Source organism: Wenyingzhuangia gilva (genome assembly GCF_030519655.1).
GTDB lineage: Bacteria > Bacteroidota > Bacteroidia > Flavobacteriales > Flavobacteriaceae > Wenyingzhuangia > Wenyingzhuangia gilva.
This window is the reverse complement of record NZ_JAUMIT010000007.1, coordinates 100712-125271: the sequence shown is the minus strand read 5'-3', so window position 1 is coordinate 125271 and position 24560 is coordinate 100712. Positions and strand designations below refer to the sequence as shown.

The following is a 24560-nucleotide window of genomic DNA, read 5'->3' as shown; positions in this document are numbered from 1 at the left end:
ATAATATATAATACGTAAGTCTTAATCTACTAAAATAATTCCTCCATTAGGTTGAATGGTTATTTTTGCTTTTCCAGATTTTTTAATCTTAGTTTCTTTTTTAGAAGAAATTAAGTTTTTGTCATCATTGTATTCAGTTACTTTTTTTCCTGCCAACATAGGTAAGTTTACTTTTAAAGTAATTGGTTTTGTTAATGCATTTATTCCTGAAACATACCATTTATCTGCATGTCTACGAGCTATTAAACAATATTTACCTGGATATCCATCAATATAAATAGTCTCATCCCAAGTGGTTGGAACATTTTTCATAAAATCAATCGTAAATTCAGGTGCATCTGTTAAGTTATTTGGAGCAATAGCAAACATTTGTACTGCATTTTGATACAATACTGCAGTCGCCAATTGAAAAACATCTGAAGTTCTCCTAATAGATCCTCCATCATTATTTCGATTGTGGCGTTTATTTAATAAAACTGGACCGAACTCCATAGATCCTACAGCATTACGAATAAAAGGATGTAGAGAGGCACTAAAAGCTTCTAAATCATTAGATCTTTGAGTAAAGATTAAATTTTCTGAAGCCAATACAGCCTCACTACCAACATAGTTAGGATACATACGTTCCCAACCTCTTGGTAAAGTACATCCGTGGAAAATAATCATCAATCCATAATCATTGGCATCAGAAAGAATGTCTTCATATAATTTCATGGTAGTTTGTTTGTCTCCACCAAAAAAATCAACTTTTAAACCTTTTACACCAAGACTTTTTAGCCATTTCATTTCTTTTTTTCTGGCGATAGAAGTATCCATTTTTCCTCTTGGATCTTGTGGAGCATCGTTCCAAGAACCATTTGAGTTATACCAAACAAATGGATCTACATTTTTAGAATGCGCGTAATTGATTAGCTCTTCCATTTTATCATAACCAATGTTTTTTTCCCATCCACCATCAATCAAAGCAAATTGATAGTTTAATTCTGAAGCCAAATCAATATAAGCTACTTGATCATCGTAGTTAATGCTGTTGTCTTGCCACATAATCCAGCTCCAAGTAGATTTTCCGTAATTATATTCTTGAGATGGTTCATATAAAGGTTTTACCAAATCAAAAGGAATGGTGGTTTCTACAATTGGTTTTAAATTATTAGCAACGGTAAGTGTTCTCCATGGCGTAACAGCAGGTAAACCTACAGATGGAGTAGTGCTACCTATTCCGTTATTTTCGCCAGCATTTGGAAAAGCAATGGTGTAAAGACCATCTTTGGTTCCATCGCTTAGATGCGAAGCACAATATTTACTATCAACTCCAGTTTCTGATATCAAAACCCAACCGTTCTCTCCAACGTGAAAAAGTCCAGGAAAAGTATAACCCATTCCGTATTTAGAAGGGTTTCCCATCACATCATCAGCAACATATTCTTCTTCATAACTTGGTTTGGTACGTTTCCAACCAATCATTGGAGTGGCTTGTGGCGTTAAAAAAGTAGTAGTTTGTTGTGGAAAATTAAACCCTGTAATTTCTTTTTCAATCACACAACTAAGGGTTTCTCCAAAAGTTGGCAATTGGTAACGGAAACCAATATTATTATTACTAACTCTAAAAACCACATCTATAGTTTGGTTTTTAGCATTGCTTAGGGTAATAATAAGCTCATTGGCTACATAATGTACAGATGATTTTTTAATTCTATCCAAACTGTATTGCTCATCAATATTATTTTCTTTGGTTGCTGTTATTTTGATGTTTTGACTAAAATCTGCAATATCTGTAACCAATCCAAAGGGAGAATCTTCTAACATGGTTACATTATTATATGTAACTTGATAAAAAGGTTTTCCATCTTTGATAGAAATAGATAGATCTAATTTTTGATCGGGACTACTAATGTTCTTCTTTTGTGCTATTGTTCCAAAAGAACAAATCATTAAGAATAGGAAAGAGATAAGTGATTTTTTTTTCATGAAGTATTTATTTTTATATGCTATAAAAATAAACAAAAAAACATAAATGTAATAATTACACTTAGTGTTTTGAAAAAAAATTACTTTTGATTTATAACATCATTATAATATTGATAATAAATATGAGGGTCACATTTGTTTTCACGTAATTCTTTAATCCATTTTTCTAAAACTACCGAATTTTCTTCTTTTTTATAGACTCCTCTAGCTTTGTAAAGTCTCATAATATAACCATTATTCAAGTCTTCGCAGGGCGTTTCGTCGTTTTTGGTGCATGAAATAAAAGCGATAAAAAGACAAGCTATTTTTTTCATTTTTGATGATTTATGCGTTAGTCATAAATGTTTTTATCATTTGTATAATTGCAAACATAACTTATATCAAGATGAGAAAAAAGAAATTAACAACAAAAAATAAACATTTGTTAATGATAAGTTGTTGTCTTTAAATTTATTATTAAATAAGATGATAATGATTAATGAATTTTTATTTCAACTTCATCTCCAATAGTATAATTTTTAGAAAGTATATTTTCTTTTAGAATTGTCATTTTTTGAGTTTCTACCACTACATCTATAGTTAAGGTTCCACTGGAAATGACTACTGCTTTTAGCGTGTTTTTAGGATTTTCTTTTAATAACAAACTAGGAATACCTTGGCTTGTTGCTTTTCCTTGATGGATCACACAAACATGAGAGGCGACTTTTAATACTTCTTGTAAGTTATGACTTACCATGATGACTGTAAACTTTTGTTTCTTTTGTAACTGTATTAAATAAGTTTGAAGTTTACTTCTTAACGTTTCATCAATAGCCGTTAAAGGTTCATCTAAAAATAAAAACTTAGGTTCTTGAACAATTGCTCTAGCTAAGGCAATACGTTGCTGCTGTCCTCCCGATAAATGATTAGGTTTGGTTTTTAGCAAAGTTTCTAATTCCAGCATCTCAACAACTTCGTTTAAAAGTGTTTGGTTGATGTCTTTTTTAGCAAACTCTAAATTTTCTGTTACTGTCATATTAGGGAACAATCCATAATCCTGAAAAACATATGCAATTTCTCTTTGATGACTAGGCAAAAAAGTTTTGTTTTTAGTGTTTAGCCAATCTTTTTTATTTACTCTAATCAATCCTGAGTCTACTTTATCTAAACCACTTAACAAACGCAATAAAGATGTTTTTCCTGCACCAGAATTTCCATATACTACATTGATGGCATTGAGTTGAAAAGAAGCTTCAATATCTATTGAAAAAGATCTTTTTCCAGAATTGTATGTTTTTTGAAAGTTACAGTACATCATCGAATAGTTCTTTTTAAATATCCTCCATTGATTAAATACACACTCAATAATATAATAAATGAAATACTTAATAATATTAATGAATATTGATTGGCAGCAGCATAATTTAAAGTTTCTACTTCATCATAAATTGCTATTGAAGCTACTTTTGTTTTTCCAGGAATATTTCCTCCAATCATTAAAACCACACCAAATTCACCAATGGTATGGGCAAATGTTAAAACCAGACCTGTTAAAATTGCAGGCTTGATATTAGGTAATAAAACTTTCGTCAGAATTGTCCATTTTGATTTTCCCATCAGGACAGCTGTTTCTGTATAAGATTTTGGTAAAGCAGTCAATCCAGACTGAATGGGATGTACCATAAATGGTAAACTATAAATGATAGAAGCAATAATCAACCCTAGAAAAGAAAAGACCAGCTTTATTCCCAACATGTTTTCTAACCAATTTCCAAAAGTGGTATTTGGACTTAAAAACACCAAGAAATAAAACCCTAAAACAGTAGGAGGTAAGACCAAAGGCATGCTCACCAAAGTTTCTACAAAAGGTTTTGTTTTAGAATTAGTTTGAACCAACCAATAACACAAAGGAATGGCAATTAAAAACAACAAAATAGTTGTAATACTCGCTAGTTTAAAGGTTAATAATAGAGGTTCAAAATCCATAGGTTGTTTTAATTCATCAAATATGATGCAATGATGACTTTTTTATTCTTCTTCATGTTCCAAAATAACCAAAGCCATTTTAATGGCTGCATAATCTAACTGTTCATTAAAATACTCGTAATAGCTTTTTAATGATTTTGGATTTTCTACTTTGGTTTGGGCTTCTTTAACAGCTTCAATTTCTTTTTCAGATACAAAATCACTCAAATCAATTTTAATGCCCTCGTTGTATAATTTCACAAAATGACTCTGAATGGTATTAGGAGTTAATCCTCTTTCGGATGCAATTTCTTCAATAGACAACCCTTGTTTGTATAAGTCTAAAGTTTCTAGGTGTGTAGCTGATTTCCCTTTTTTCTTCTTAACAGGTTTTACTACTTTTTCCTTGTTAAACTTGATGATTTCAGTGATAAAATCATAACCATAATCATGTAACTTTTTTTGTCCAACACCTTCAATTTCCAAAAACGCTTCATCCGTTACAGGACGTTCATTGGCTATAGATTTTAAAGTAGCATCACTAAACACTACATAAGCAGGCACCCCTTTGGCAGTAGCCAGTTCTAAACGCAATACTCGTAAACGTTCAAACAAATTATTTTGTGGTTTGCTTGCTTTTTGAGGTGTTTTTTCGTCTGCTTTTATAAATTCAACAGGCCTGGTTAAAGAAACTTTCATACCATTAAATAATACTTCTTTAGAAAGTTCATTTAACTTTAAAGCATTGTTTTCATGAAAAGCAATTTCACAAAAGCCCTGATTGGTTAACTGAACCATGTATTGCTGTAAATCTTTCCAAGAAATATCTTTAGCAACTCCATAGGTTTTTAATAAATGATAGTTTTTATCTAAAATAGCGGCATTTTGGGAGCCTCTTAAAAAATCTACCACCACATTTAAAGGTTCTTTTTCCTGCAATCTATAAATTCCCGACAATGCTTTTTGAGCAATTACTGTTCCGTCAAAAAAAGTAGGAGGATGGTTACAAACATCACAATTTCCACATTTTTCCGTAGCCGTTTCTCCAAAATAACTCAACAATATATTTCGCCTACAACTCGTTGCTTCTGCGTACTGAAGCATTCTTTCCAATTTAGCCAATTGTACTTCTTCATTCCCAGAACCTTCTGCAAATTTTCGTAACTGAATTACATCCGCATAGGAATGGAATAAAATAGTTTCAGAATCTAATCCATCACGTCCCGCACGACCAATTTCTTGGTAATAGCCTTCTATGTTTTTAGGCAAGTTATAATGAATAATCCAACGAACGTTAGATTTGTCAATTCCCATTCCAAAAGCAATGGTAGCACAAATGATAGGAGTAGTATCGTGAATAAAATTTTCTTGGATTTTACTTCTGATGTCTGAAGGCAATCCAGCATGATAAGCTGCTGCTTTAAATCCACTTTTCTTTAACCTATCCGCTAGTTGCTCTGTTTGTTTTCTACTCAAACAATACACAATTCCAGATTCGTTGGGTCTAGATTTAACAAAATCAATAATTTGTGTAACCCTGTCTTGCGCTGGGCGAACTTCTAAACTTAAATTGGCTCTGTTAAAAGAACTGATATTTCTTTTGGCATTAGAAATATCTAATTGATTGGCAATATCTTCTCTAGTGGCTTTGTCTGCAGTTGCAGTTAAAGCAACCAAAGGGGTATTGGGTAAGCGTTTTTTTAAGAATGATAATTGTGTATAAGCAGGTCTAAAATCGTGTCCCCAAGAGGAAATACAGTGCGCTTCATCTACCGCAATTAGGCTGATTTCACAAACCTGAGAAAGTTGCTCAAAAAAAGCAAGACTTTCAGGAGCCAGATATAATAGCTTTATTTCTTTAGATTTAACTCTTTCTATAATAGAAGAATTCTCTATATCAGTTTGGGAACTATTGACAAAAGCTGCGGGAATTCCATTGGCATTTAAGGCATCCACTTGATCTTTCATCAAAGCGATTAAAGGAGAAATCACCAAAGTCAATCCTTCCATTAAAATGGCAGGCAATTGGTAACAAATAGATTTTCCGCCTCCTGTTGGCATAATCACCAAATTGTCTTCACCGTTTAAAATACTAGTGATGATTTCTTTTTGTAAAGGTCTAAACTGCTCGTATCCAAAATAGTCTTTTAAGGTTTTGTGTAAAAGGATATCTTGATTTGTCATAACAGTTTAATATTTTTTAATGGCTTCGTCTAAAATTTCTTGTATCAAATTCAGATCAATATCTTGATGAGGATTGATAGGTAATATTTTAAATATTTTTCTATCACCTTGAATTAATGCAGGGTGATGTAAATCTGAACCTTTCGCAAAGCTAAGATAAGGTTCGTTCGTTTTTTTGTCTTTCCAAAGGTAACACAAAGGTTTTCCCTTAAAATAAAAATAGGGGAGTCCCCATTTTAAATGTAATGTTATTTCGGAATGATATTGATTGATGAAATTTCTAAGAAATATAAAAACTCCTTTATTAGGTTCTTCCTGTTTCTCAAAAAAAGCATCAGTTGCAGACATGATTTATTCAGCTAAATAATAATCTAAAGATTCTTTAATTAAATCTACAGATACTTTACAATCAATTTTATATTTTTCAATTCCTTCAAGCAACACAAAGTTTACTTGACCGTTTACGTTTTTCTTATCGTGTTTCATCAAATTGATAACAGCTTCGTAATCTTCTTTTAATACAGGAACTTTGCCGAAAATTCTGGTAATTATTTTTTTAATTAACGTTAAATCTTCTTGAGGGAAATCAAACAATTTTGATGAAATATAAGCTTCGGTAATCATTCCCAAAGCAATGGCTTGACCGTGCGTTAATGTTTTTTTATGATCAGATTCTAAAAAGTAAGATTCCACAGCATGACCAATGGTATGACCGTAGTTTAATATTTTACGTAAGTTGGCTTCTAATCTGTCTTCAAGAACCACTTCATTTTTAATTTCTATAGAACGGTGAATCATTCCTACCAAATCTACTTCTTTGTTTTCGTCAATAAATTGATGCCATAAAGATTTGTCGTAAGTCAATCCGTATTTAATAATTTCTGCCATTCCAGAAGTAATTTCAATTTCCGACAATGTTTTTAAATACAAAGGATCAATAATCACCATTTCAGGATCGGCAAACAACCCAATTTGATTTTTTAACACCCCTAAATCAACTCCAGTTTTACCTCCCACAGAAGCATCAACCATGCTTAGTAGGGTAGTAGGAATATTAATAAATTGAATTCCTCGTTTGTAAGTAGAAGCAACAAATCCACCCATATCGGTAATCACACCACCACCAATATTTATCAGTAAACTTTTTCTATCTGCTCCTAAATCTGTCAGAGCATGCCAAATACTCATGCAAGTACCAAGGTTTTTATTTACTTCTCCAGATTCAATTTCTATGACCTCAAAAGTAACATCAACCTCTAATTCTTGCTGTAAAATAGGCAAACAATACTCGTGAGTATTCTCATCTACCAAAATAAAAACAGTTTTAAAACCATTTTTAGCAATAAATTCATTGATAGCATCGTAACCAGTTTCTTGAAAATGAACAGGATAGCTTGTAGATAGTATAGTTTGCATGTTTATTGGTATTTGTACTGCAAAATAAAGCAAAATATTTTTTTATTAAAGGGATGTTGTAATAATAATTAAAGGTTTATGACTTAGTTAAAAATCCTTACTTTTAACACCTATTTACAACACAGCATGATTCGTAGAATTCTCATTTTTGTAACCATTCTTTTGGTTCTAGATATATACCTTTTTTCAAGTTTTAGAAATTATTTTAGTAGCAATACCCTTAAATTAGGTTTTAAATGGTTTTATGGTTTAAGCATGCTGGCTAGTTATAGCTGTTTTGCTATTGTAATTTTAAAGTTTGATGACAGACCAACCAATGCAACCCTTTTAATGAATCTATGGTTTGGGTATACTTTTGCTTTTTTAGTATTAAAATTAGGAATGTTTTGTACTGCTTTGTTAGATGATATTATTAGAGTTGTAGAATTTGTTGGTAAAATTATTTGGAGAGTTTTCTTAAGTTCTGATACAAAAGTTGATTTTGGAGAGAGAAGAAAATTCATAGGTCAAGTAGGGTTAGGACTAGCTAGCATCCCGTTTTTAGGTATGTTATATGGAATCACCAAAGGGAAATATAATTACAAAATTAAAACAGTAGCTTTAAGTTTTAAGAATTTACCCAAAGCGTTTGATGGTTTAAGAATTGTTCATGTTTCTGACATCCATTCAGGTAGTTTTGATGATTTTGATGAAGTAGCTCACGGAGTCAACATGATTAAAGAACAACAAGCAGATTTGATTTTATTTACAGGAGATTTGGTCAATAACGAAGCCGAAGAAGTTGTGCCTTACAAAGAATTGTTTGGAAGTATGAAAGCACCTTTGGGAGTTTTTTCAACCTTAGGAAATCATGATTATGGAACTCACAAACATTGGAATAGCGAAGAAGAAAAAAGACAAAATCTGTTAGATTTGTTTATCCATCAAAAAGAAATGGGATTTGATTTGTTAAATAATAGGACTCATACTTTAGAAAAAGACGGACAACAAATAGATATTGTTGGAGTAGAAAATTGGGGAAAACCACCTTTCCCACAAAAAGGAGATTTAAACAAAGCTTTAGAAGGAACCAATCCCGAAAATTTTAAAATTTTATTATCTCACGATCCAACCCATTGGGATGAAAAAGTAATTCCCAACTCACAAAACATAGATTTAACCTTGTCTGGTCACACTCACGGAATGCAGTTTGGTGTTGAGATTCCAGGATTTAAATGGAGTCCATCAAAATATATTTACAAACGTTGGGCAGGTTTGTACAAGAACAAAGAACAATATTTGTATGTAAATAGAGGTTTTGGCTTTTTAGGTTTTCCTGGTAGGGTAGGAATTTGGCCAGAAATTACCGTAATTACGCTGAATAAAAAAGACTAGTGTATGAGTAACTTTGATCAAGCAATAAAGCACTGGTATGATAAATCTAAACTTGCTTTGAACTATAGAAATAGTAAAAAGAAAGAGTTGTTAAAAAGGTTAAGATTACTAGAGTTTTCAGAACCAACTCCAGATTTTTCTATCAATATGGTTAATATTTGTGGTGTTTATAATATTGCAGGAGGGAATCCAGATAGCCATGAAAGTTATTACACAGGTTTGCTTAATATTGATTTGGTGAGCAATCAAATAGAAGCAAGTTGGTTAATAGAAGGAGAGCAACAACAAACAGGCTATGGTTTTGTATTTAACAATACCTTGGTTATTCACTTTCATTACATTGCTAACGATGAGCTTTTTAATGGTATTGTTGCTTATGAATTCATTACACCCGATATTGTAATTGGAAAATGGACAGAAGAAATAGCCTTAGAAAATGCATTTGAAATGGGAAGAAAATTATCTCCAGATGAGTTAGGAGAACCATATCCTGAAGATTTTTTTAGTGCTAATTAATTCAAGGCTTGTAAAGTCTACATTAACAAGGTTTTGAGAAAGGATTAATAAACAGTTTTTAATCATATTTTCTAATATCTTTTGATTACTTTTGCGCTTTAAATTTAAAGTGCAACCATGCAAGAAATAAGAAACATTGCTATTATAGCCCACGTTGACCACGGTAAGACTACTTTGGTAGATAAAATTATTGATCAAGCAAAAGTATTAGACGAACGTAAAGAGCGTACAGACTTATTATTAGATAACAATGATTTAGAACGTGAAAGAGGAATTACCATTCTTTCTAAAAACGTATCCGTTCAATACAAAGGAACTAAGATCAACGTTATTGATACTCCTGGTCACGCCGATTTTGGTGGAGAAGTAGAGCGTGTATTAAAAATGGCTGATGGTGTTTTATTATTAGTGGATGCTTTTGAAGGTCCTATGCCTCAAACACGTTTTGTACTAGGAAAAGCAATTCAATTAGGATTAACTCCAATTGTAGTTGTAAACAAAGTAGATAAAGAAAACTGTACTCCAGATATCGTTCACGAAAAAGTTTTTGATTTGATGTTTGCTTTAGAAGCTACTGAAGAGCAGTTAGACTTTACTACAATATACGGTTCTGCAAAGAACAACTGGATGAGTACAGATTGGAAGAATCAAACTACAGACATCGTTCCTTTATTAGATGCAGTTCTAGAATCTATTCCTGCAACTCCTTATAACGAAGGAACTCCACAAATGCAAATTACTTCTTTAGACTTTTCTGCTTTTACAGGAAGAATTGCTATTGGACGTATTTTCCGTGGAGATTTACACGTAAACAAAGATTACATGTTGTGTAAAGCTGATGGTTCTACCAAAAAAGTTAGAATTAAAGAATTACACGTTTTTGAAGGAATGGGTAAAGTGCAAGTTGAAACTGTAAGATGTGGAGATATTTGTGCCATTACTGGTGTTGAAGGATTTGAAATTGGTGATACTATTGCTGATTTAGAAAATCCTGAAGCATTACCAAGAACAGAAATTGACCAACCTACCATGAGTATGTTGTTTACTATTAACAACTCTCCATTTTTTGGTAAAGAAGGTAAATTTGTTACTTCTCGTCACTTACGTGATCGTTTATTTAAAGAATTAGAAAAAAACTTAGCGTTAAAAGTTGAAACTACAGATTCTGAAGACAAGTTTAATGTTTTTGGACGTGGAGTATTACACTTATCTGTTTTAATTGAAACTATGAGACGTGAAGGATATGAATTACAAGTAGGTCGTCCTCAAGTAATTTTCAAGGAAATTGACGGTAAAAAATGTGAGCCATATGAAACATTATCTATCGATGTTCCTGAAGAAGTTTCTTCTAGAGCTGTAAACTTGGTTTCTTTACGTAAAGGAGACTTAATGGTTATGGAGCCTAAAGGAGATTTACAACATTTAGAATTTACCATTCCATCTCGTGGATTAATTGGTTTAAGAAATAAAATTTTAACAGCTACTCAAGGGCAAGCAATTATTAACCATAGATTTAGTGAATACGGTCCTTTTAAAGGTGAATTTACTGAGGAAGAAAAAGGAGCAATTGTTTCTGCTGCTGCCGGTAAAGCAACAGCATATGCTTTAGACCGTTTACAAGACAGAGGTAAATTCTTTATTGATATTAACGAAGAAATTTACGTTGGTCAGGTAATTGGTGAAAACAGTAAAGCTGATGACATGGCTGTAAACCTTATTAAAGGAAAGCAATTAACAAATATGCGTAAATCAGGTACTGATGAAGCAATGAAGATTGCTCCAAAAGTTAACTTTTCTTTAGAAGAGTGTATGGAATACATTAGAGCTGATGAGTATTTAGAGGTAACTCCAGCAAGTTTACGTATGCGTAAAATTAATTTTAAAGGTTAATGATCATCTTTAAATAATATTAAAAACTCCTTCAATTAATTTTGAAGGAGTTTTTTTGTACAAATTTATTTAGCTTTATCGATATGAAATTTTCAGTTGTAATTTTACTTTTCACCTCTCATTTATTGTTAGCTCAATCTGTAAAGATTGAAGAAAAAATAAAACTATCTAAAAAAATATCTGAAACTTCAGGCATTGTGTTTTTAGATAATGAAATTTTAACTTTTAATGATTCTGGTGGAAAACCGAAACTATATGTTTTAAAACCTTCATCAGGAAAAATAAAAAGAACTATTAAAATTAAAAATGCTTTAAATGTTGATTGGGAATCTATTACTCAAGATGAAAAATTTGTTTACATTGGAGACACGGGAAATAATTACGGAAATAGAAAAAACTTAGTCATTTATAAAGTCTCAAAAAAAGACATACAAACCCAAGATAAAGTAAAAGCTGAAAAAATCTATTATAGTTATACCAATCAAAAAAGGTTTGTAAAAGAAAGTCATCAAAGCAATTTTGATTGTGAAGCGATGACAATTTATAAAAATCAATTATATCTATTTACTAAGAACTGGAAAGACAATCAAACAAATATCTATGCATTACCAAATTCAGCAGGAGTGTATCAAGCCAATCCTATAAAATCTTTAACAATTGATTGCTTGTTAACCTCAATTGCTTACAATAGTGAAATAGATTCTTTTGTGGGAACTGCCTATGATAGAAACTACCAATCATATATATTAATAATTAAAGATTTTGAAACAGTTCCACTGATTTCTAAAATATCTTTAACAGCTACATTAGGATATTCTAATCAAACAGAAGCCATTGCTTGGAAAAACAATCATCAAATATATGTAACAAGGGAAGCTTCACAGAAAAAACTAAATGGCAAGCATTATAAACGTAAACAAAAATTGTTTCTCATTACTTTAACAGATTAGTGTATTTTTGTACTATAAACCAATAAAAGTGTCCAAATTCTCCAAGCTTATTCAAAAACAAAAAGAACATCAAGTTGCTAAAAAACATCGGTTTAATTTAGAAGCAAAAATCAACGCCAATAGGGAAGGAGTGTTGTGTGCTTGTGGCTCTAAAAAATCGTACAAACTTTGTTGTGAATTGATCCATAAAAACATTGAACTTGCTAAAACTCCCTTAGATTTAATGAAATCCAGATATACAGCCTATGTATTGGGAGCTATTGATTATTTAATGTTAAGTCAACATTCCTCAACAAGACCCTTTTCGGAAAAGGAGGAAATATTAAATTGGACAAAGAGTGTTCAGTGGCTAGAGCTAGTTATTGTAGAAGCTAAAGAAACACATATTGATGAAGGCTTTGTTACTTTTAAAGCCTTATTTATAGAAGATGGAGTTAAGAATACCATTTTTGAAAAATCTCGTTTTATCAAAGAGAACAATCATTGGACCTATGTAGATGGTATCCACTCATAAAAAAAATAATGATGGCAAAATCAGGAAGTGATAAAAATACTAAAAACAAATCCAAGCATAACAAGCTAATGGATAGAAAAAAGAATAAGATTCGTGAAAAAGAGTTAGCACATAAAGAAAAATTAAAAGCTTTAAAAGAACAGATTAAAGAAAATAAAAAGGAATAAGAATGTTCAAAAGTATAAAACCAGAAACCGAGTGTGCAATAAACTCGACTTCTGGCCATACTTCAACCTATATAATTTGATATTTAAATATAGGTTTTTTGTTTCTATAAAACAATATTCTATAAAGGATATTGATTTTTATGAATAGCTATTTTTGCAATTTCCTTCTTTAAAGCAATAATATTAGGGTAGTTGCTGTATTTTGTAAAACGTTTTAACCCCATTAATAACATACGTTGCTCATCATTTTCTGTGAATGAAATAATAGCTTCTTTTCCTTTTCTATTGATTACTTCTACAGCATTAAATAAGTTTAATTTCGTCATTGCTATTTGTAAAACTGCTTCTTTTTCAGAAGACTTATTGACTAATTTTTCAGTTTTTAATAAGGTGGATTCTGCCATGTAAATTTCAATTAGAATTTCAGCAGCACACAATACAATTTCTTGTTGTTTTTCTAATTCCATTCCAAATTTTTCTACTGCTTTACCAGCAACCATTAAGAACACTTTTTTCAATTTTTCTAGTATTTCTTTTTCCTCAGAAAACAATACATTATAATCAGGTGTTTCAAAAGAAGGAATTGCCATCAAATCATTGGCAACATTCATGGCTGGCGTCATCAAATCAATCTCTCCTTTTAATGCTTTTTTTACTAACATTCCAACAGTTAAAAGACGATTGATTTCATTAGTTCCTTCATAAATTCTAGAAATACGGGCGTCACGCCAAGCTCCCTCCATAGGTGTATCTTCAGAGAACCCCATTCCTCCATATATCTGTAAACCTTCATCAGCATTAAATTGTCCTGCCTCAGATCCATATACTTTTAAAATAGCACATTCCAAAGCAAAATCTTCCACACCTTTTAACTCTGCATCCGCATGAGACATGCCATCGGCAATCAAAGCATCTATTTTCTTTTGAATATCACCAGCCGCTCTATATACACCACTTTCTGTAACAAAAGTTTTGGTACACATCAACGCTATTTTTTCTTGAACCGCTCCAAAATTTGCAATACTAGTTCCAAATTGTTTACGCTCATTAGCATAGTTTACAGCGTTGTTAATAATTCTTCTACTGGCATCTAAACAAGCAGCCGCTAGTTTGATTCGACCAATGTTTAAAATATTTAATGCTATTTTAAATCCGTTTTGTCTTTCAGATAACATATTTTCTACAGGAACTACGGTATCGTTAAAAAATACCTGTCTGGTAGAGGAAGCACGAATTCCTAATTTCTTTTCTTCTTCTCCCATGGTAATTCCATTAGGATTTTCTTTGTCATATTCAACAATAAAAGCAGTTAAGTTTTTATCATCTTCAATTCTAGCAAATACAATCATTAGACTACAAAAGCCAGCATTAGAAATCCACATTTTTTGTCCTGAAATTTTATAATGAGTTCCATCATCAGACAATACTGCTTTTGTTTTTCCTGAATTGGCATCAGAACCTGCTCCAGGCTCTGTTAAACAATAAGAACCAAACCATTCACCTGTAGTTAATTTAGGGACATATTTTTGTTTTTGTTCCTCAGTACCATATAACACAATAGGCATGGTTCCAATTCCCGTGTGTGCACCAAAGGCAGTGGCAAACGAACCCGTAGCTCCTGAAATATAATCACACACTAAAATGGTTGACATAAAAGGCATGGCCATTCCTCCGTAGGCTTCTGGAACAGCAATACTTAAAAATCCCATTTCTCCTGCTTTCACCATTAATTCTTCTGTAAAAGCATAATCTTTCTTTTCAAAGCGTTCTTTATGTGGCCATACTTCACGATCTATAAATTCCTTTACGGAATCTCGCATCATGAGTTGTTCTTCGTCAAAATCTTCTACTATAAATACATCATTATAGTCTGTTTCTTTAATTACAAATTCTCCTCCTTTAATTAGCTTGCTCATTTTTTTAATATTTTTAGTGTTTTGGAAAACGGGTTGATTGATATAATTACAATTGATTATTTTAAAAATTCATAAATTCCAGCAGCTCCTTGTCCTGTTCCCACACACATTGTTACAATTCCATATTTGTTTTTTCTTCTTCTCATTTCATTAATTAGCTGTACGGATAATTTTGCTCCTGTACAACCTAAAGGATGTCCTAAAGCGATGGCACCTCCATTTACATTTACAATATCAGGATTGATTCCTAATTCTCGAATAACCGCAATTGATTGAGAGGCAAAAGCTTCATTTAGTTCAATTAAGTCGATATTATTTTTGGTTAATCCTGCTTTTTCTAAAGCCTTTGGAACAGCCATTACAGGTCCAATACCCATAATTCTAGGTTCAACACCAACAGCTGCAAAAGAAACCAATCTCGCAACAGGTTCAAGATTTAATTCTTTCACCATTTCTTCACTCATTACAATCACAAAAGCAGCACCATCACTCATTTGTGAAGAATTACCTGCTGTGACCGATCCATTATTAGCAAACACAGGTTTTAATTTCGACAAAACTTCTAAAGAGGTGTCTTTTCTAGGACCTTCATCTTTGGTTACGGTGTAATTTTTAGTTTGTTTTTTACCAGAAGAATCTACAAATATTTCTTCTATATTAATCGGTACAATATCTTCTTCAAATAAATTATTTGCTTGTGCTTTTAAAGCTTTTTGGTGAGAATTGTATGCAAACTCGTCCTGATCTTTCCTAGAGACTTTAAATTCATTCGCAACGGCCTCTGCCGTCAGTCCCATTCCCCAGTAGTACTCTTCATGTCCAGCATTGGTCTCTTTGTAATTAGGAGAGGGTTTGTAACCACCCATAGGAATGTATGACATGCTTTCAACACCTCCTGCAATAATACAGTCGGCCATTCCTGATTGTATTTTAGCAGCTGCAATGGCAATGGTTTCAATTCCGGAGGCACAATATCTGTTGACCGTCATTCCAGCAACATCATCAATTTTTAATCCCATTAAGGAGATTAAACGCCCCATATTTAAACCTTGTTCAGCTTCGGGCATGGCATTTCCAACAATCACATCGTCAACTCTAGTTTTGTCTAATTCTGGTGTTTTTTCTAATAAATACTGTATGGTTTCAGCTGCCAATTCATCAGGTCTTTTAAACCTAAATATTCCTTTAGGAGCTTTTCCTACGGCTGTTCTATATCCTTTTATGATGTATGCTGTTTTCATTTTTTCTATTTTTTTAGGTTTATTTGTTAAAGTGTTTATTTGTGTAGTCGATTTAACGATTAAACAGTTAAACTAATAACAAACTAATTCCTTAGCGGTTTCCCTGTTTTTAACATGTGCTGAATTCTTTCTAACGTTTTCTTTTCTCCCAATAGAGATAAAAAAGCTTCTCGTTCTAAATTCAATAAATATTGTTCTGATACAAATGAGGGTTCAGATAAATCTCCTCCTGCCATTACATACCCTAATTTATTTGCAATTAATCTATCGTGTTCTGAGGCATATTTTCCTGCCACCAAACTATCAGCTCCTACTTGAAACATTCCCAAAACTTGTTGTCCTAAAACTTTTACTTTTTGTGGAGTAGGGATTAAATAACCATCATCTAACATTTGCATCGCATGTTTTTTAGCCGTTGCAATTTGTTGATGTTCATTTACTACCACCATATCTTTGTGTTGTATATAATATCCCAAATCGTAGGCCTCGTGAGCTGATGTAGCTACTTTTGCCATGGCAATATTGATAAAAGCATCCCTCATTCTATTGAGTTTTACGTCATCTTTTAAAACCATGTCAGAGACTCTTTTGGTCATTTCCTTGGTTCCACCACCTCCGGGAATAACTCCCACACCAAACTCAACCAAACCAGTATAAGTTTCAGCAGCAGCAATTACTTTATCGGCATGCAAACTCAATTCACAACCACCACCTAAAGTCATACCTCTTGGGGTGATTAGAGTAGGGCACGAGGAATATCTCATTCTCATCACGGTATTTTGAAAATACTGAACTGCAAAGTTTAACTCATCATATTCTTGCTCTACAGCCAATAAAAACACCATGGCTAAATTGGCACCTACAGAAAAATTAGTGGCTTGATTTCCTAAAATCACAGCATCATATTCCGTTTCTGCCAAATCAATTCCTTTGTTGATGGCTTGTAAAACACCGCTACCCAAAGTGTTCATTTTAGACTGGAATTCTACATTTAAAACACCATCACCTAAGTGCTGAATGGAAGCTTCTGAATTAGACCAAATGGTTTTGGCTTCTCTAATATTTTCTAAAATGATAAAACTATCTTGCCCTGGTATTTTTACTTGTGTTTTGGAAGCAATATCATACACATATTTTTTACCTTCTTTCACGGTGTAAAAAGAAGTACTGTCCGCATTTTTAAACTCCTGAATCCAATTGGCACAAGTTAGACCTTCGGCTTCAATTAAAGTCAACCCTTTTTCAAAACCAATGGCGTCCCAAATTTCAAAAGGACCATGTTGCCAACCAAAACCAGCTTTCATGGCATCATCTATTCTGTAAATTTCATCAGATATTTCTGGAATTCTATTGGAAACATACGCAAACAATGCTGCGAATGTTTTTCTATAAAATTCACCAGCTTTGTCTTGTCCTTTTATTAAAATTTTAAATCTATCGGCAACGCGATCAATAGTTTTAGTAGCAGCCAAACTTTTAAAACTTACTTTTTTAGAGGGACCATATTCTAACGTATTTAAATCTAAAGAGAGTATCGATTTTTTTTCTTGGTGATCTATGTGTTTTTTATAAAATCCTTTTCCAGTTTTGCTTCCCAACCATTTGTTATTTAACATGGTTTGTATAAAATCTGGAACCTTAAATAAATCTACAGCTTCATCATCTTTACAATTTTCATATAAGCCGTTGGCTACATGCACCAAAGTATCTAAACCAACCACATCAACGGTTCTAAACGTGGCAGATTTAGGTCTCCCAATAATAGGGCCTGTTAGTTTGTCAACCTCCTCAACCGTCATGTCCAATTCTTTTACAATATGGAGCATGCTCATGATTCCAAAAATCCCAATTCTATTCCCTATAAACGCAGGAGTATCTTTAGCAAGTACAGTTGTTTTACCTAAAAACTTAGATCCAAAGTGCATTAAAAAATCAACCACTTCTTTTTTGCAATCAGGTCCAGGAACAACTTCAAAAAGTTTTAAATATCTGGCTGGATTAAAAAAGTGAGTCACAGCAAAATGTTCTCTAAAATCTTGAGAACGTCCTATATTCATGTATTTAATTGGGATACCAGAAGTATTACTAGTTACAATAGTCCCAGGTTTTCTGTGTTGTTCTATTTGCTCAAAAACTTTTTGTTTGATGTCTAATCTTTCTACCACCACTTCAATAATCCAATCAACATCCTTTATTTTTTTAAGATCCGTATCTAAATTTCCAGTTTCAATTCTATCAGCAAATTGTTTATCATATAAAGGAGCAGGATTAGACTTGATAGCAGATTGTAAATTGGTATTTACAATTCTATTTTTTACCGAGGGATGATCTAAGGTAAGTCCTTTAGATTCTTCTGATTCCGTTAGTTCATTTGGAGCTATATCTAATAATAAAACTTGAACACCAATGTTTGCGAAATGACAAGCAATACCTGATCCCATGATTCCGGATCCAATGACTGCTATTTTTTTTATATGTTTTTTCATCTTAAAAGATTAATTTTTGTTCTATTAATTCTTGAATGGTTTCTGTCACATTTAAAAAACTCTCTATTTGTTTTTTGGTTAAATTTTCGGCAACTGTTTGGTTAAATTTTAAGACTATTTCTTTTGATATTTCTCTTTGCTGTTTTCCTTTCGGTGTTAGTTTTATTAATACACTTCTACCGTCATCAGGATTTTTTTCTCTATAAATAAGTCCTAATTCTTCCATCTTGTTTAGGGTTCTCGATAGGCTTGTAGCTTCTATTCCCATTCTAGGACCAAGCATGGTAGAGGGGGTTCCATTTTTATAATGAATATTAATCAATACAAAGCCAATGGTCATTGAACTTTCTTTTTTGACAGCTTCTTCATTATACATTTTACTAATGGATTGCCAGGTGTATCTATATAGGTAATCAAAACTTATTGTATTGGCTTCTTTCATTTTTTTCTTTTAAAGATAGCAAAAAATAATTATGCTTGCACAATACATATGTTAATTTCATAAAAAATCACTCAACAAATAGTCAATTCATCAATAAAAACTGCACCTATTATCGTTTTGTTTAAAATAAATTATTGTTTAATTTAAAAAAAAACTCATGAACATATAATATCTTTGAAATCTCTTAAAGAATTTTAGCATTTATGCAAGAACCAATCATCAGTATTCAAAAGTTACACAAATCATATGGTACCAAAACAGCATTAAATCATATATCTATAGAAATAACCAAAGGGAGTGTCTATGGATTGATTGGTCAAAATGGAGCAGGAAAGACTTCGTTGATTAGAATTCTGAATCAAATTATTGATGCCAATAGTGGACATATTATTTTCAAAGGAACTCCTATGACTTCTGAAGCGGTAAAACATATTGGTTATTTACCAGAAGAGCGTGGTTTGTATAAAAACATGACTATTGAAGAACAGGCTTTGTATTTTGGACAACTAAAAGGAATGACCAAAGTAAACGCTTTAGAACAACTAAATTATTGGTTAGACAGGTTTGATATTGTGGATTGGAGAAAAAAGAAAATCCAAGGACTTTCTAAAGGAATGGCTCAAAAAGTACAGTTTATCATCACGGTTTTACACCAACCAGATTTATTGATTTTAGATGAACCTTTTAGTGGTTTTGATCCTATTAATGCAAATTTAATCGCCAAAGAAATCAAAACATTGGCTAAAAACGGAACCACAGTTATATTTTCCTCTCACAGAATGGAATCGGTAGCTGAAATGTGTGATGCTTTGTGTTTAATTCACCATGGAAATATTTTGTTAGAAGGAAGCATTCAAAGTATTCAGAAAAAATATGTTCAACAAGTTTTTGAGGTAACGTTAAACAACTATCAAGAAAACGAGTTAACATTGTTTTTAAATAATGCTGATTATAAAACCAATATCATCCAAAAAGAAGAAGAGGAAATTCGTTTTGAAGTGATAAACAATCAAAAAGAAACCGATCAGTTGTTACATGATTTACTAAAAGTGGGGAAAGTAATTTCTTACAAACAACATACTCCAAGTTTACAAGATATCTTTATTAAAACCATAGAAAATGCATAAGTTACTTCTTATAATTCAACGCGAGTTCATTACTAAAGTTCGTAGCAAAGCATATTTAGTATTGATATTTTTAAGTCCAATGTTAATGATTGGGATGTTTGCTGCCATCTTTTATTTTGCAAGCAAAGAGAGCAAAGACAACTATAAACAAGTATCTATTTTAGCAGTGACCACCCCTGAAATAGCCGCTGATATTCAAAAAGAAAACCCAAATATTGCATTAGAATACAGAACTGTTATTTCTTTTAAGGATGCCAAAACCCTTGTCAATGATAAGGATTTAAATGGTCTAATATATGCAAATCCACTATCTAACATGATGGAGATTTATGGCGATGATAAAATTCCTTTACATTCTCTAGAAACCATTTTAGAAAAACATTGGATTTTACAACAGTTAAAAAATAAGGGAGTTGAAGAGTATGTAATCAAACAAGCAACTGAAAACACCCCAATTCATTATAGCAAAAAAGATGATTCTCATGCTACCATTCAAAAATGGGTACAAGGAACCGTAGCCATTGGGAGTGGTTATTTGGTCATGATGTTTGTAATTATCTATGGTAACGCTGTAATGCGTAGTATTATAGAAGAAAAAAACAGCAGAGTGGTAGAAATTATGGTTTGTACCGTAAAACCTTTTCAACTAATGTTGGGAAAAATTATTGGGAATGCCTTAGCGGGTATATTGCAATTTTTAATTTGGGGAATTTTACTTTTAGGAGGACTTTTTTTATTAGAAATTTATTTCCCTTCTGTAGGAGGGAATTCAGAAAAAGTTGAACAAATCTTTAACATTATTTGGGAAATTAATTACACGCAAATCTTTGTTGGTTTTGTCTTTTTCTTTTTAAGTGGATACTTATTATACAGTAGTTTTTATGCAGCAGTAGGGGCCGCTGTAAGTAGTGAAACCGATACACAACAATTTGTACATCCTATTTTATTACCACTTATGTTTGCTGTGTATATAGGAATTGTAACCGTGGTTAACGGAAATCCAAATGGAAGCACCGCGGTCTTGTTTTCTTTTGTACCCTTTACCTCTCCAGTAGTCATGTTAATGCGTATTCCTTTTGGTGTTCCGCTCTGGGAAATAATTTTGTCCTTGGCATTATTATTGGTTAGTTTTATCACAACGGTTTATGTTGCCAGTAAAATTTATAGAATCGGAATTTTAACCTACGGTAACAAACCAAGTATGAAACAATTGGTAAAATGGATGTTTCAAAAATAACCTTTGATATTAAATAAGCATGAGTAAAATATTACTGATAGAAGATGAAGCAGCAATTAGACGAGTTTTAAAAAGAATTATTGCTGATGAAAACAATACCTATGAGGTAGAAGAAGCAGAAGATGGAATGATAGGGTTGGAGTTGATCAAAGAACATGATTATGATTTAATTCTTTGTGATATTAAAATGCCTAAAATGGATGGGGTAGAAGTATTGCAAAAAATAAAAGAATCAAAGCCTGAAATTCCTGTGATTATGATTTCTGGACATGGAGATTTAGATACTGCTGTGCAAACCATGCGTATGGGAGCTTATGATTATATTTCTAAACCACCAGATTTAAACAGACTTTTAAATACGGTTCGTAATGCCTTAGACCAAAAACAATTAATTGTAGAGAATAGACAATTAAAGAAAAAGGTCAGCAAAAAATACGAAATGATTGGGGAGAGTCAACCCATCAAACATATCAAGAATATGATTGATAAAGTAGCTCCAACCGATGCTCGTGTTTTAATTACAGGGCCTAACGGAACAGGAAAAGAATTGGTGGCTCACAGATTACACGATTTAAGCGAACGTTCAAAAGCTCCTATGGTAGAAGTTAACTGTGCTGCCATTCCATCAGAATTGATAGAAAGTGAATTGTTTGGTCATGTAAAAGGATCTTTTACTGGAGCTAATAAAGACCGTGCAGGTAAATTTGAAGCAGCCAATGCAGGAACCATTTTCTTAGATGAAATTGGAGACATGAGTCTTTCTGCACAAGCAAAGGTATTAAGAGCTTTACAAGAAAGTAAAATTAGTAGGGTAGGTTCTGATAAAGATATTAAGGTAGATGTTAGAGTACTTGCAGCAACCAATAAGGATTTGCGTAAAGAAATTGCCGAAGGTAGGTTTAGAGAAGATTTATATCACCGCTTGGCAGTTATTTTAATTCAAGTCCCTTCTTTAAATGATCGTAGAGATGATATTCCTACTTTAATCACACACTTTGCTGCTATTATTGCTAAGGAGCAAGGAATGGCTCTTAAAACTTTTTCTAAGGAAGCTATTAGCAAACTTCAAGAGTATAATTGGACAGGAAATATTCGTGAGTTAAGAAACGTGGTTGAGCGTTTGTTAATTTTAGGAGAAAAAGAAATTAGTGCTACAGATGTTGAGATGTTTGCTAGTAAATAAATATTGAACTTAAAAAGGTCATTGACCAAATATTATGATTGAGCAAATAAAGAATATTGAAATTGGAGTAGGCGTAGGTGCTGTAAAATTTGGAATGTTAAAAACAGATGTTTTAAGTATTTTAGGAATGCCTACTGACAAAGAAGTTGAGAAAGATTTTGAAACTGGGGATGCTGTAGAAACTTGGGACTACGACAATTGTGGTATTGCCTTTTCTTTTGATGAGGAAGAGGATTGGAAATTAGAAACCATTACCATCAATTCTAGTTATTTTGAAATCAATGGTGTAGGATTGGTAGGAAAAGGAATTGAAGAAGTTCAAGATTTTATTGAAAAATACGAATTAGGAGACATGGAATTTGAAGACTATTCTACGCCAGAAAATCCTAATCATGAATTGATAGATGTAGATGAAGCCAATATGTTTTTTTGGTTTACAGATAACATCTTACAAGAAATTCAATTTGGGGTTAAGTGGGATGATGATGACAATGCTTTATGGCCTAAATAAAAATAGAAGTACAAATAAAAAAGCTCCAACGTTAACGTTGGAGCTTTTTTTATGCTAAATAAGTATTAAGTTACTTATTGCCAACCACCACCAAGGGCTTTGTACAAATCTACCACTGTTAATAATTGTTGTAGTTTGCTATCTACTAAGTTTAAGTTCGCACTCAAAGCACTCTGTCTAGCCGTTAACAAATCTAAATAGGTTGCATAACCATTATTTAATAACTCTTCAGAATTGATTTCTGCATTACTCAACGCTTCTGCTTCTTTGGCTCTAAATATAAACTTGGTCGATTCTGCTTCATAAGCATACAAAGCATTTGACACTTCACTACCTGCAACTAACAAAGCTTTTCTATAGTTTAACAACGCTTGTGCTTCGTCATTTTTGGCAACCTCTAACTGAGTTTTTAATTTTCTTTGATTAAAAATAGGTTGGGTAATCCCTCCAATAATACTTGCGAAAATTGAATTCCCTGTCAACCAACTATCAACATCTAAGGCTTGGAATCCTCCAGAAGCTGTTAAAGTAAGTGATGGATACATACTTGTTTTTGCAACATTTTTCATTTCAAAAGTTTGCATCATCGCATATTGAGCAGATTTTACATCTGGCCTATTGCTTAACAACATAGCAGGTACTCCAATTTGCATATCTGTATCAATAGATTGTTTACTCAACTCACTTCTTTCAAATTTTCTAGGAGTGGTTCCTAACAAAATACTCAAGCTGTTTTCTAACTGAAAAATAGAAGCTTCTAAGTCTATTTTAAGTGCTTCAGCATTGTTATATTGAGCAATATTTTGATCTACCGCTACTTGATTTACTTGTCCAGACTCCTTTAAAGCCTTAATGGTTTCAACTCCTTTTTTACGAACGGCAATAGTTTGATTGGTAATTTCTAACTGAGCATCCAACGCTAATAATTGATAATAAGTACTCACAATTCTAGAAATCAATTCAGATCTCACAGCTTGTTGTGCTGCTTCCGATTGTAAATAACTTGCCAAACTAGCTCTTTTGTTACTTCTTATTTTACCCCAAATATCTGCTTCCCAAGATAAGTTTCCACTCAATTCATAAGTTTGTATAGATCTGTTAGGAGAAAAACTACCAAATCTACTATTCTTAGAAACTTCTTGATCATTTACATTAGCTCCAATACTAAATGTTGGTAAATACCCTGCTTTTCCTTGCTTTAAATAAGACTCGGCAGATTCCATTTGTTTGATGGCGATTTGTAAATCAAAATTGTTCTTTAATGCTTCCTCAACATATGCTTGTAAATAAGTATCGGTAAACATGGTTTTCCAAGAAAAAGCTGCCATAGAAACGGTATCGGCTTGTTTCACTTGCGCTTCTTCAACCCTAAAAACTTCTTTAGAAGTTTCTTTTACAGTTGGTTGTTTGTAATCTTTCACAGCCAAGCAAGAGGTTAGGAGTACGGATACTCCTAACATGGTGGCTACTTTATATTTATTATATTTTTTCATA

22 protein-coding genes are annotated in these 24560 nt (G+C 32.4%); 10 read left to right on the top strand and 12 right to left on the bottom strand.

Annotated features, from left to right (window positions below; genetic code table 11):
• Positions 1 to 21: 21 nt before the first annotated feature.
• From QVZ41_RS12925 to aroB, 7 genes are all read right to left on the bottom strand, one after another.
• Complete coding sequence (locus tag QVZ41_RS12925; protein WP_302885037.1) at positions 22 to 1968, bottom strand: glycoside hydrolase family 97 protein; 1947 nt, start codon at positions 1966 to 1968, stop codon at positions 22 to 24.
• Between the two features lie 80 nt (positions 1969 to 2048).
• On the bottom strand, positions 2049 to 2282 hold the full coding sequence (locus tag QVZ41_RS12920) for a hypothetical protein (RefSeq protein ID WP_302885036.1): 234 nt from the start codon (positions 2280 to 2282) through the stop codon (positions 2049 to 2051).
• A gap of 161 nt (positions 2283 to 2443) precedes the next feature.
• Complete coding sequence (locus tag QVZ41_RS12915; protein WP_302885034.1) at positions 2444 to 3262, bottom strand: ATP-binding cassette domain-containing protein; 819 nt, start codon at positions 3260 to 3262, stop codon at positions 2444 to 2446.
• Complete coding sequence (modB, locus tag QVZ41_RS12910; protein WP_302885033.1) at positions 3262 to 3933, bottom strand: molybdate ABC transporter permease subunit; 672 nt, start codon at positions 3931 to 3933, stop codon at positions 3262 to 3264. Before modB ends, QVZ41_RS12915 begins: the two co-directional genes overlap by 1 nt.
• A 42-nt stretch (positions 3934 to 3975) precedes the next feature.
• Positions 3976 to 6096: a DNA helicase RecQ gene (gene recQ / locus QVZ41_RS12905; RefSeq protein ID WP_302885031.1), complete on the bottom strand. Its 2121-nt coding sequence runs from the start codon at positions 6094 to 6096 to the stop codon at positions 3976 to 3978.
• A 6-nt stretch (positions 6097 to 6102) separates the two neighbouring features.
• Positions 6103 to 6444, bottom strand: coding sequence for a DUF1801 domain-containing protein (locus tag QVZ41_RS12900; RefSeq protein WP_302885030.1), 342 nt, complete (start codon positions 6442 to 6444; stop codon positions 6103 to 6105).
• A 3-nt stretch (positions 6445 to 6447) separates the two neighbouring features.
• Positions 6448 to 7512, bottom strand: coding sequence for a 3-dehydroquinate synthase (gene aroB, locus QVZ41_RS12895; RefSeq protein WP_302885029.1), 1065 nt, complete (start codon positions 7510 to 7512; stop codon positions 6448 to 6450).
• A 126-nt stretch (positions 7513 to 7638) separates the two neighbouring features.
• Here aroB and QVZ41_RS12890 point away from each other — a divergent pair, with 126 nt between their 5' ends.
• The 6 genes from QVZ41_RS12890 to QVZ41_RS12865 all read left to right on the top strand — a co-directional run bounded on the left by QVZ41_RS12890 (position 7639) and on the right by QVZ41_RS12865 (position 12923).
• Complete coding sequence (locus QVZ41_RS12890) at positions 7639 to 8886, top strand: metallophosphoesterase (protein WP_302885028.1); 1248 nt, start codon at positions 7639 to 7641, stop codon at positions 8884 to 8886.
• 3 nt (positions 8887 to 8889) lie between these two features.
• Positions 8890 to 9402, top strand: coding sequence for a hypothetical protein (locus tag QVZ41_RS12885; RefSeq protein ID WP_302885027.1), 513 nt, complete (start codon positions 8890 to 8892; stop codon positions 9400 to 9402).
• A gap of 117 nt (positions 9403 to 9519) precedes the next feature.
• Positions 9520 to 11292: a translational GTPase TypA gene (gene typA, locus QVZ41_RS12880; RefSeq protein WP_302885026.1), complete on the top strand. Its 1773-nt coding sequence runs from the start codon at positions 9520 to 9522 to the stop codon at positions 11290 to 11292.
• Positions 11293 to 11375: 83 nt separating this feature from the next.
• On the top strand, positions 11376 to 12242 hold the full coding sequence (locus tag QVZ41_RS12875; protein WP_302885025.1) for a hypothetical protein: 867 nt from the start codon (positions 11376 to 11378) through the stop codon (positions 12240 to 12242).
• Positions 12243 to 12270: 28 nt separating this feature from the next.
• Complete coding sequence (locus tag QVZ41_RS12870; RefSeq protein ID WP_302885024.1) at positions 12271 to 12756, top strand: YchJ family protein; 486 nt, start codon at positions 12271 to 12273, stop codon at positions 12754 to 12756.
• An 11-nt stretch (positions 12757 to 12767) separates the two neighbouring features.
• A complete protein-coding gene (locus tag QVZ41_RS12865; RefSeq protein WP_302885021.1) occupies positions 12768 to 12923 on the top strand; it encodes a hypothetical protein in 156 nt (51 codons plus the stop codon).
• 119 nt (positions 12924 to 13042) lie between these two features.
• Here the strand turns inward: QVZ41_RS12865 and QVZ41_RS12860 are convergent, their stop codons facing one another.
• From QVZ41_RS12860 to QVZ41_RS12845, 4 genes are all read right to left on the bottom strand, one after another.
• Positions 13043 to 14839, bottom strand: coding sequence for an acyl-CoA dehydrogenase family protein (locus tag QVZ41_RS12860; protein WP_302885020.1), 1797 nt, complete (start codon positions 14837 to 14839; stop codon positions 13043 to 13045).
• Between the two features lie 56 nt (positions 14840 to 14895).
• Positions 14896 to 16080: an acetyl-CoA C-acyltransferase gene (locus QVZ41_RS12855; RefSeq protein ID WP_302885019.1), complete on the bottom strand. Its 1185-nt coding sequence runs from the start codon at positions 16078 to 16080 to the stop codon at positions 14896 to 14898.
• A gap of 83 nt (positions 16081 to 16163) precedes the next feature.
• Entirely contained in the window at positions 16164 to 18566 is a 2403-nt protein-coding gene (locus tag QVZ41_RS12850) for a 3-hydroxyacyl-CoA dehydrogenase/enoyl-CoA hydratase family protein (RefSeq protein ID WP_302885018.1), read from the bottom strand.
• A 1-nt stretch (position 18567) separates the two neighbouring features.
• Positions 18568 to 19008, bottom strand: a complete 441-nt coding sequence (locus tag QVZ41_RS12845) for a MarR family winged helix-turn-helix transcriptional regulator (RefSeq protein ID WP_302885017.1) — start codon at positions 19006 to 19008, stop codon at positions 18568 to 18570.
• Positions 19009 to 19211: 203 nt separating this feature from the next.
• On the opposite strand from QVZ41_RS12845, the gene QVZ41_RS12840 reads away from it, so the two are divergent.
• The 4 genes from QVZ41_RS12840 to QVZ41_RS12825 are packed head-to-tail and all read left to right on the top strand — an operon-like array spanning position 19212 to position 23066.
• A complete protein-coding gene (locus QVZ41_RS12840; RefSeq protein WP_302885016.1) occupies positions 19212 to 20135 on the top strand; it encodes an ABC transporter ATP-binding protein in 924 nt (307 codons plus the stop codon).
• Positions 20128 to 21372 carry an ABC transporter permease gene (locus tag QVZ41_RS12835; RefSeq protein ID WP_302885014.1) on the top strand — a complete coding sequence of 415 codons (1245 nt, stop codon included), beginning with the start codon at positions 20128 to 20130 and terminating at the stop codon, positions 21370 to 21372. Before QVZ41_RS12840 ends, QVZ41_RS12835 begins: the two co-directional genes overlap by 8 nt.
• Before the next feature lie 19 nt (positions 21373 to 21391).
• A complete protein-coding gene (locus QVZ41_RS12830) occupies positions 21392 to 22555 on the top strand; it encodes a sigma-54-dependent transcriptional regulator (RefSeq protein ID WP_302885013.1) in 1164 nt (387 codons plus the stop codon).
• 34 nt (positions 22556 to 22589) lie between these two features.
• Positions 22590 to 23066, top strand: coding sequence for a hypothetical protein (locus QVZ41_RS12825; protein ID WP_302885012.1), 477 nt, complete (start codon positions 22590 to 22592; stop codon positions 23064 to 23066).
• 74 nt (positions 23067 to 23140) lie between these two features.
• Here the strand turns inward: QVZ41_RS12825 and QVZ41_RS12820 are convergent, their stop codons facing one another.
• Positions 23141 to 24559: an efflux transporter outer membrane subunit gene (locus tag QVZ41_RS12820; protein WP_302885011.1), complete on the bottom strand. Its 1419-nt coding sequence runs from the start codon at positions 24557 to 24559 to the stop codon at positions 23141 to 23143.
• Between the last annotated feature and the right edge of the window lies 1 nt (position 24560).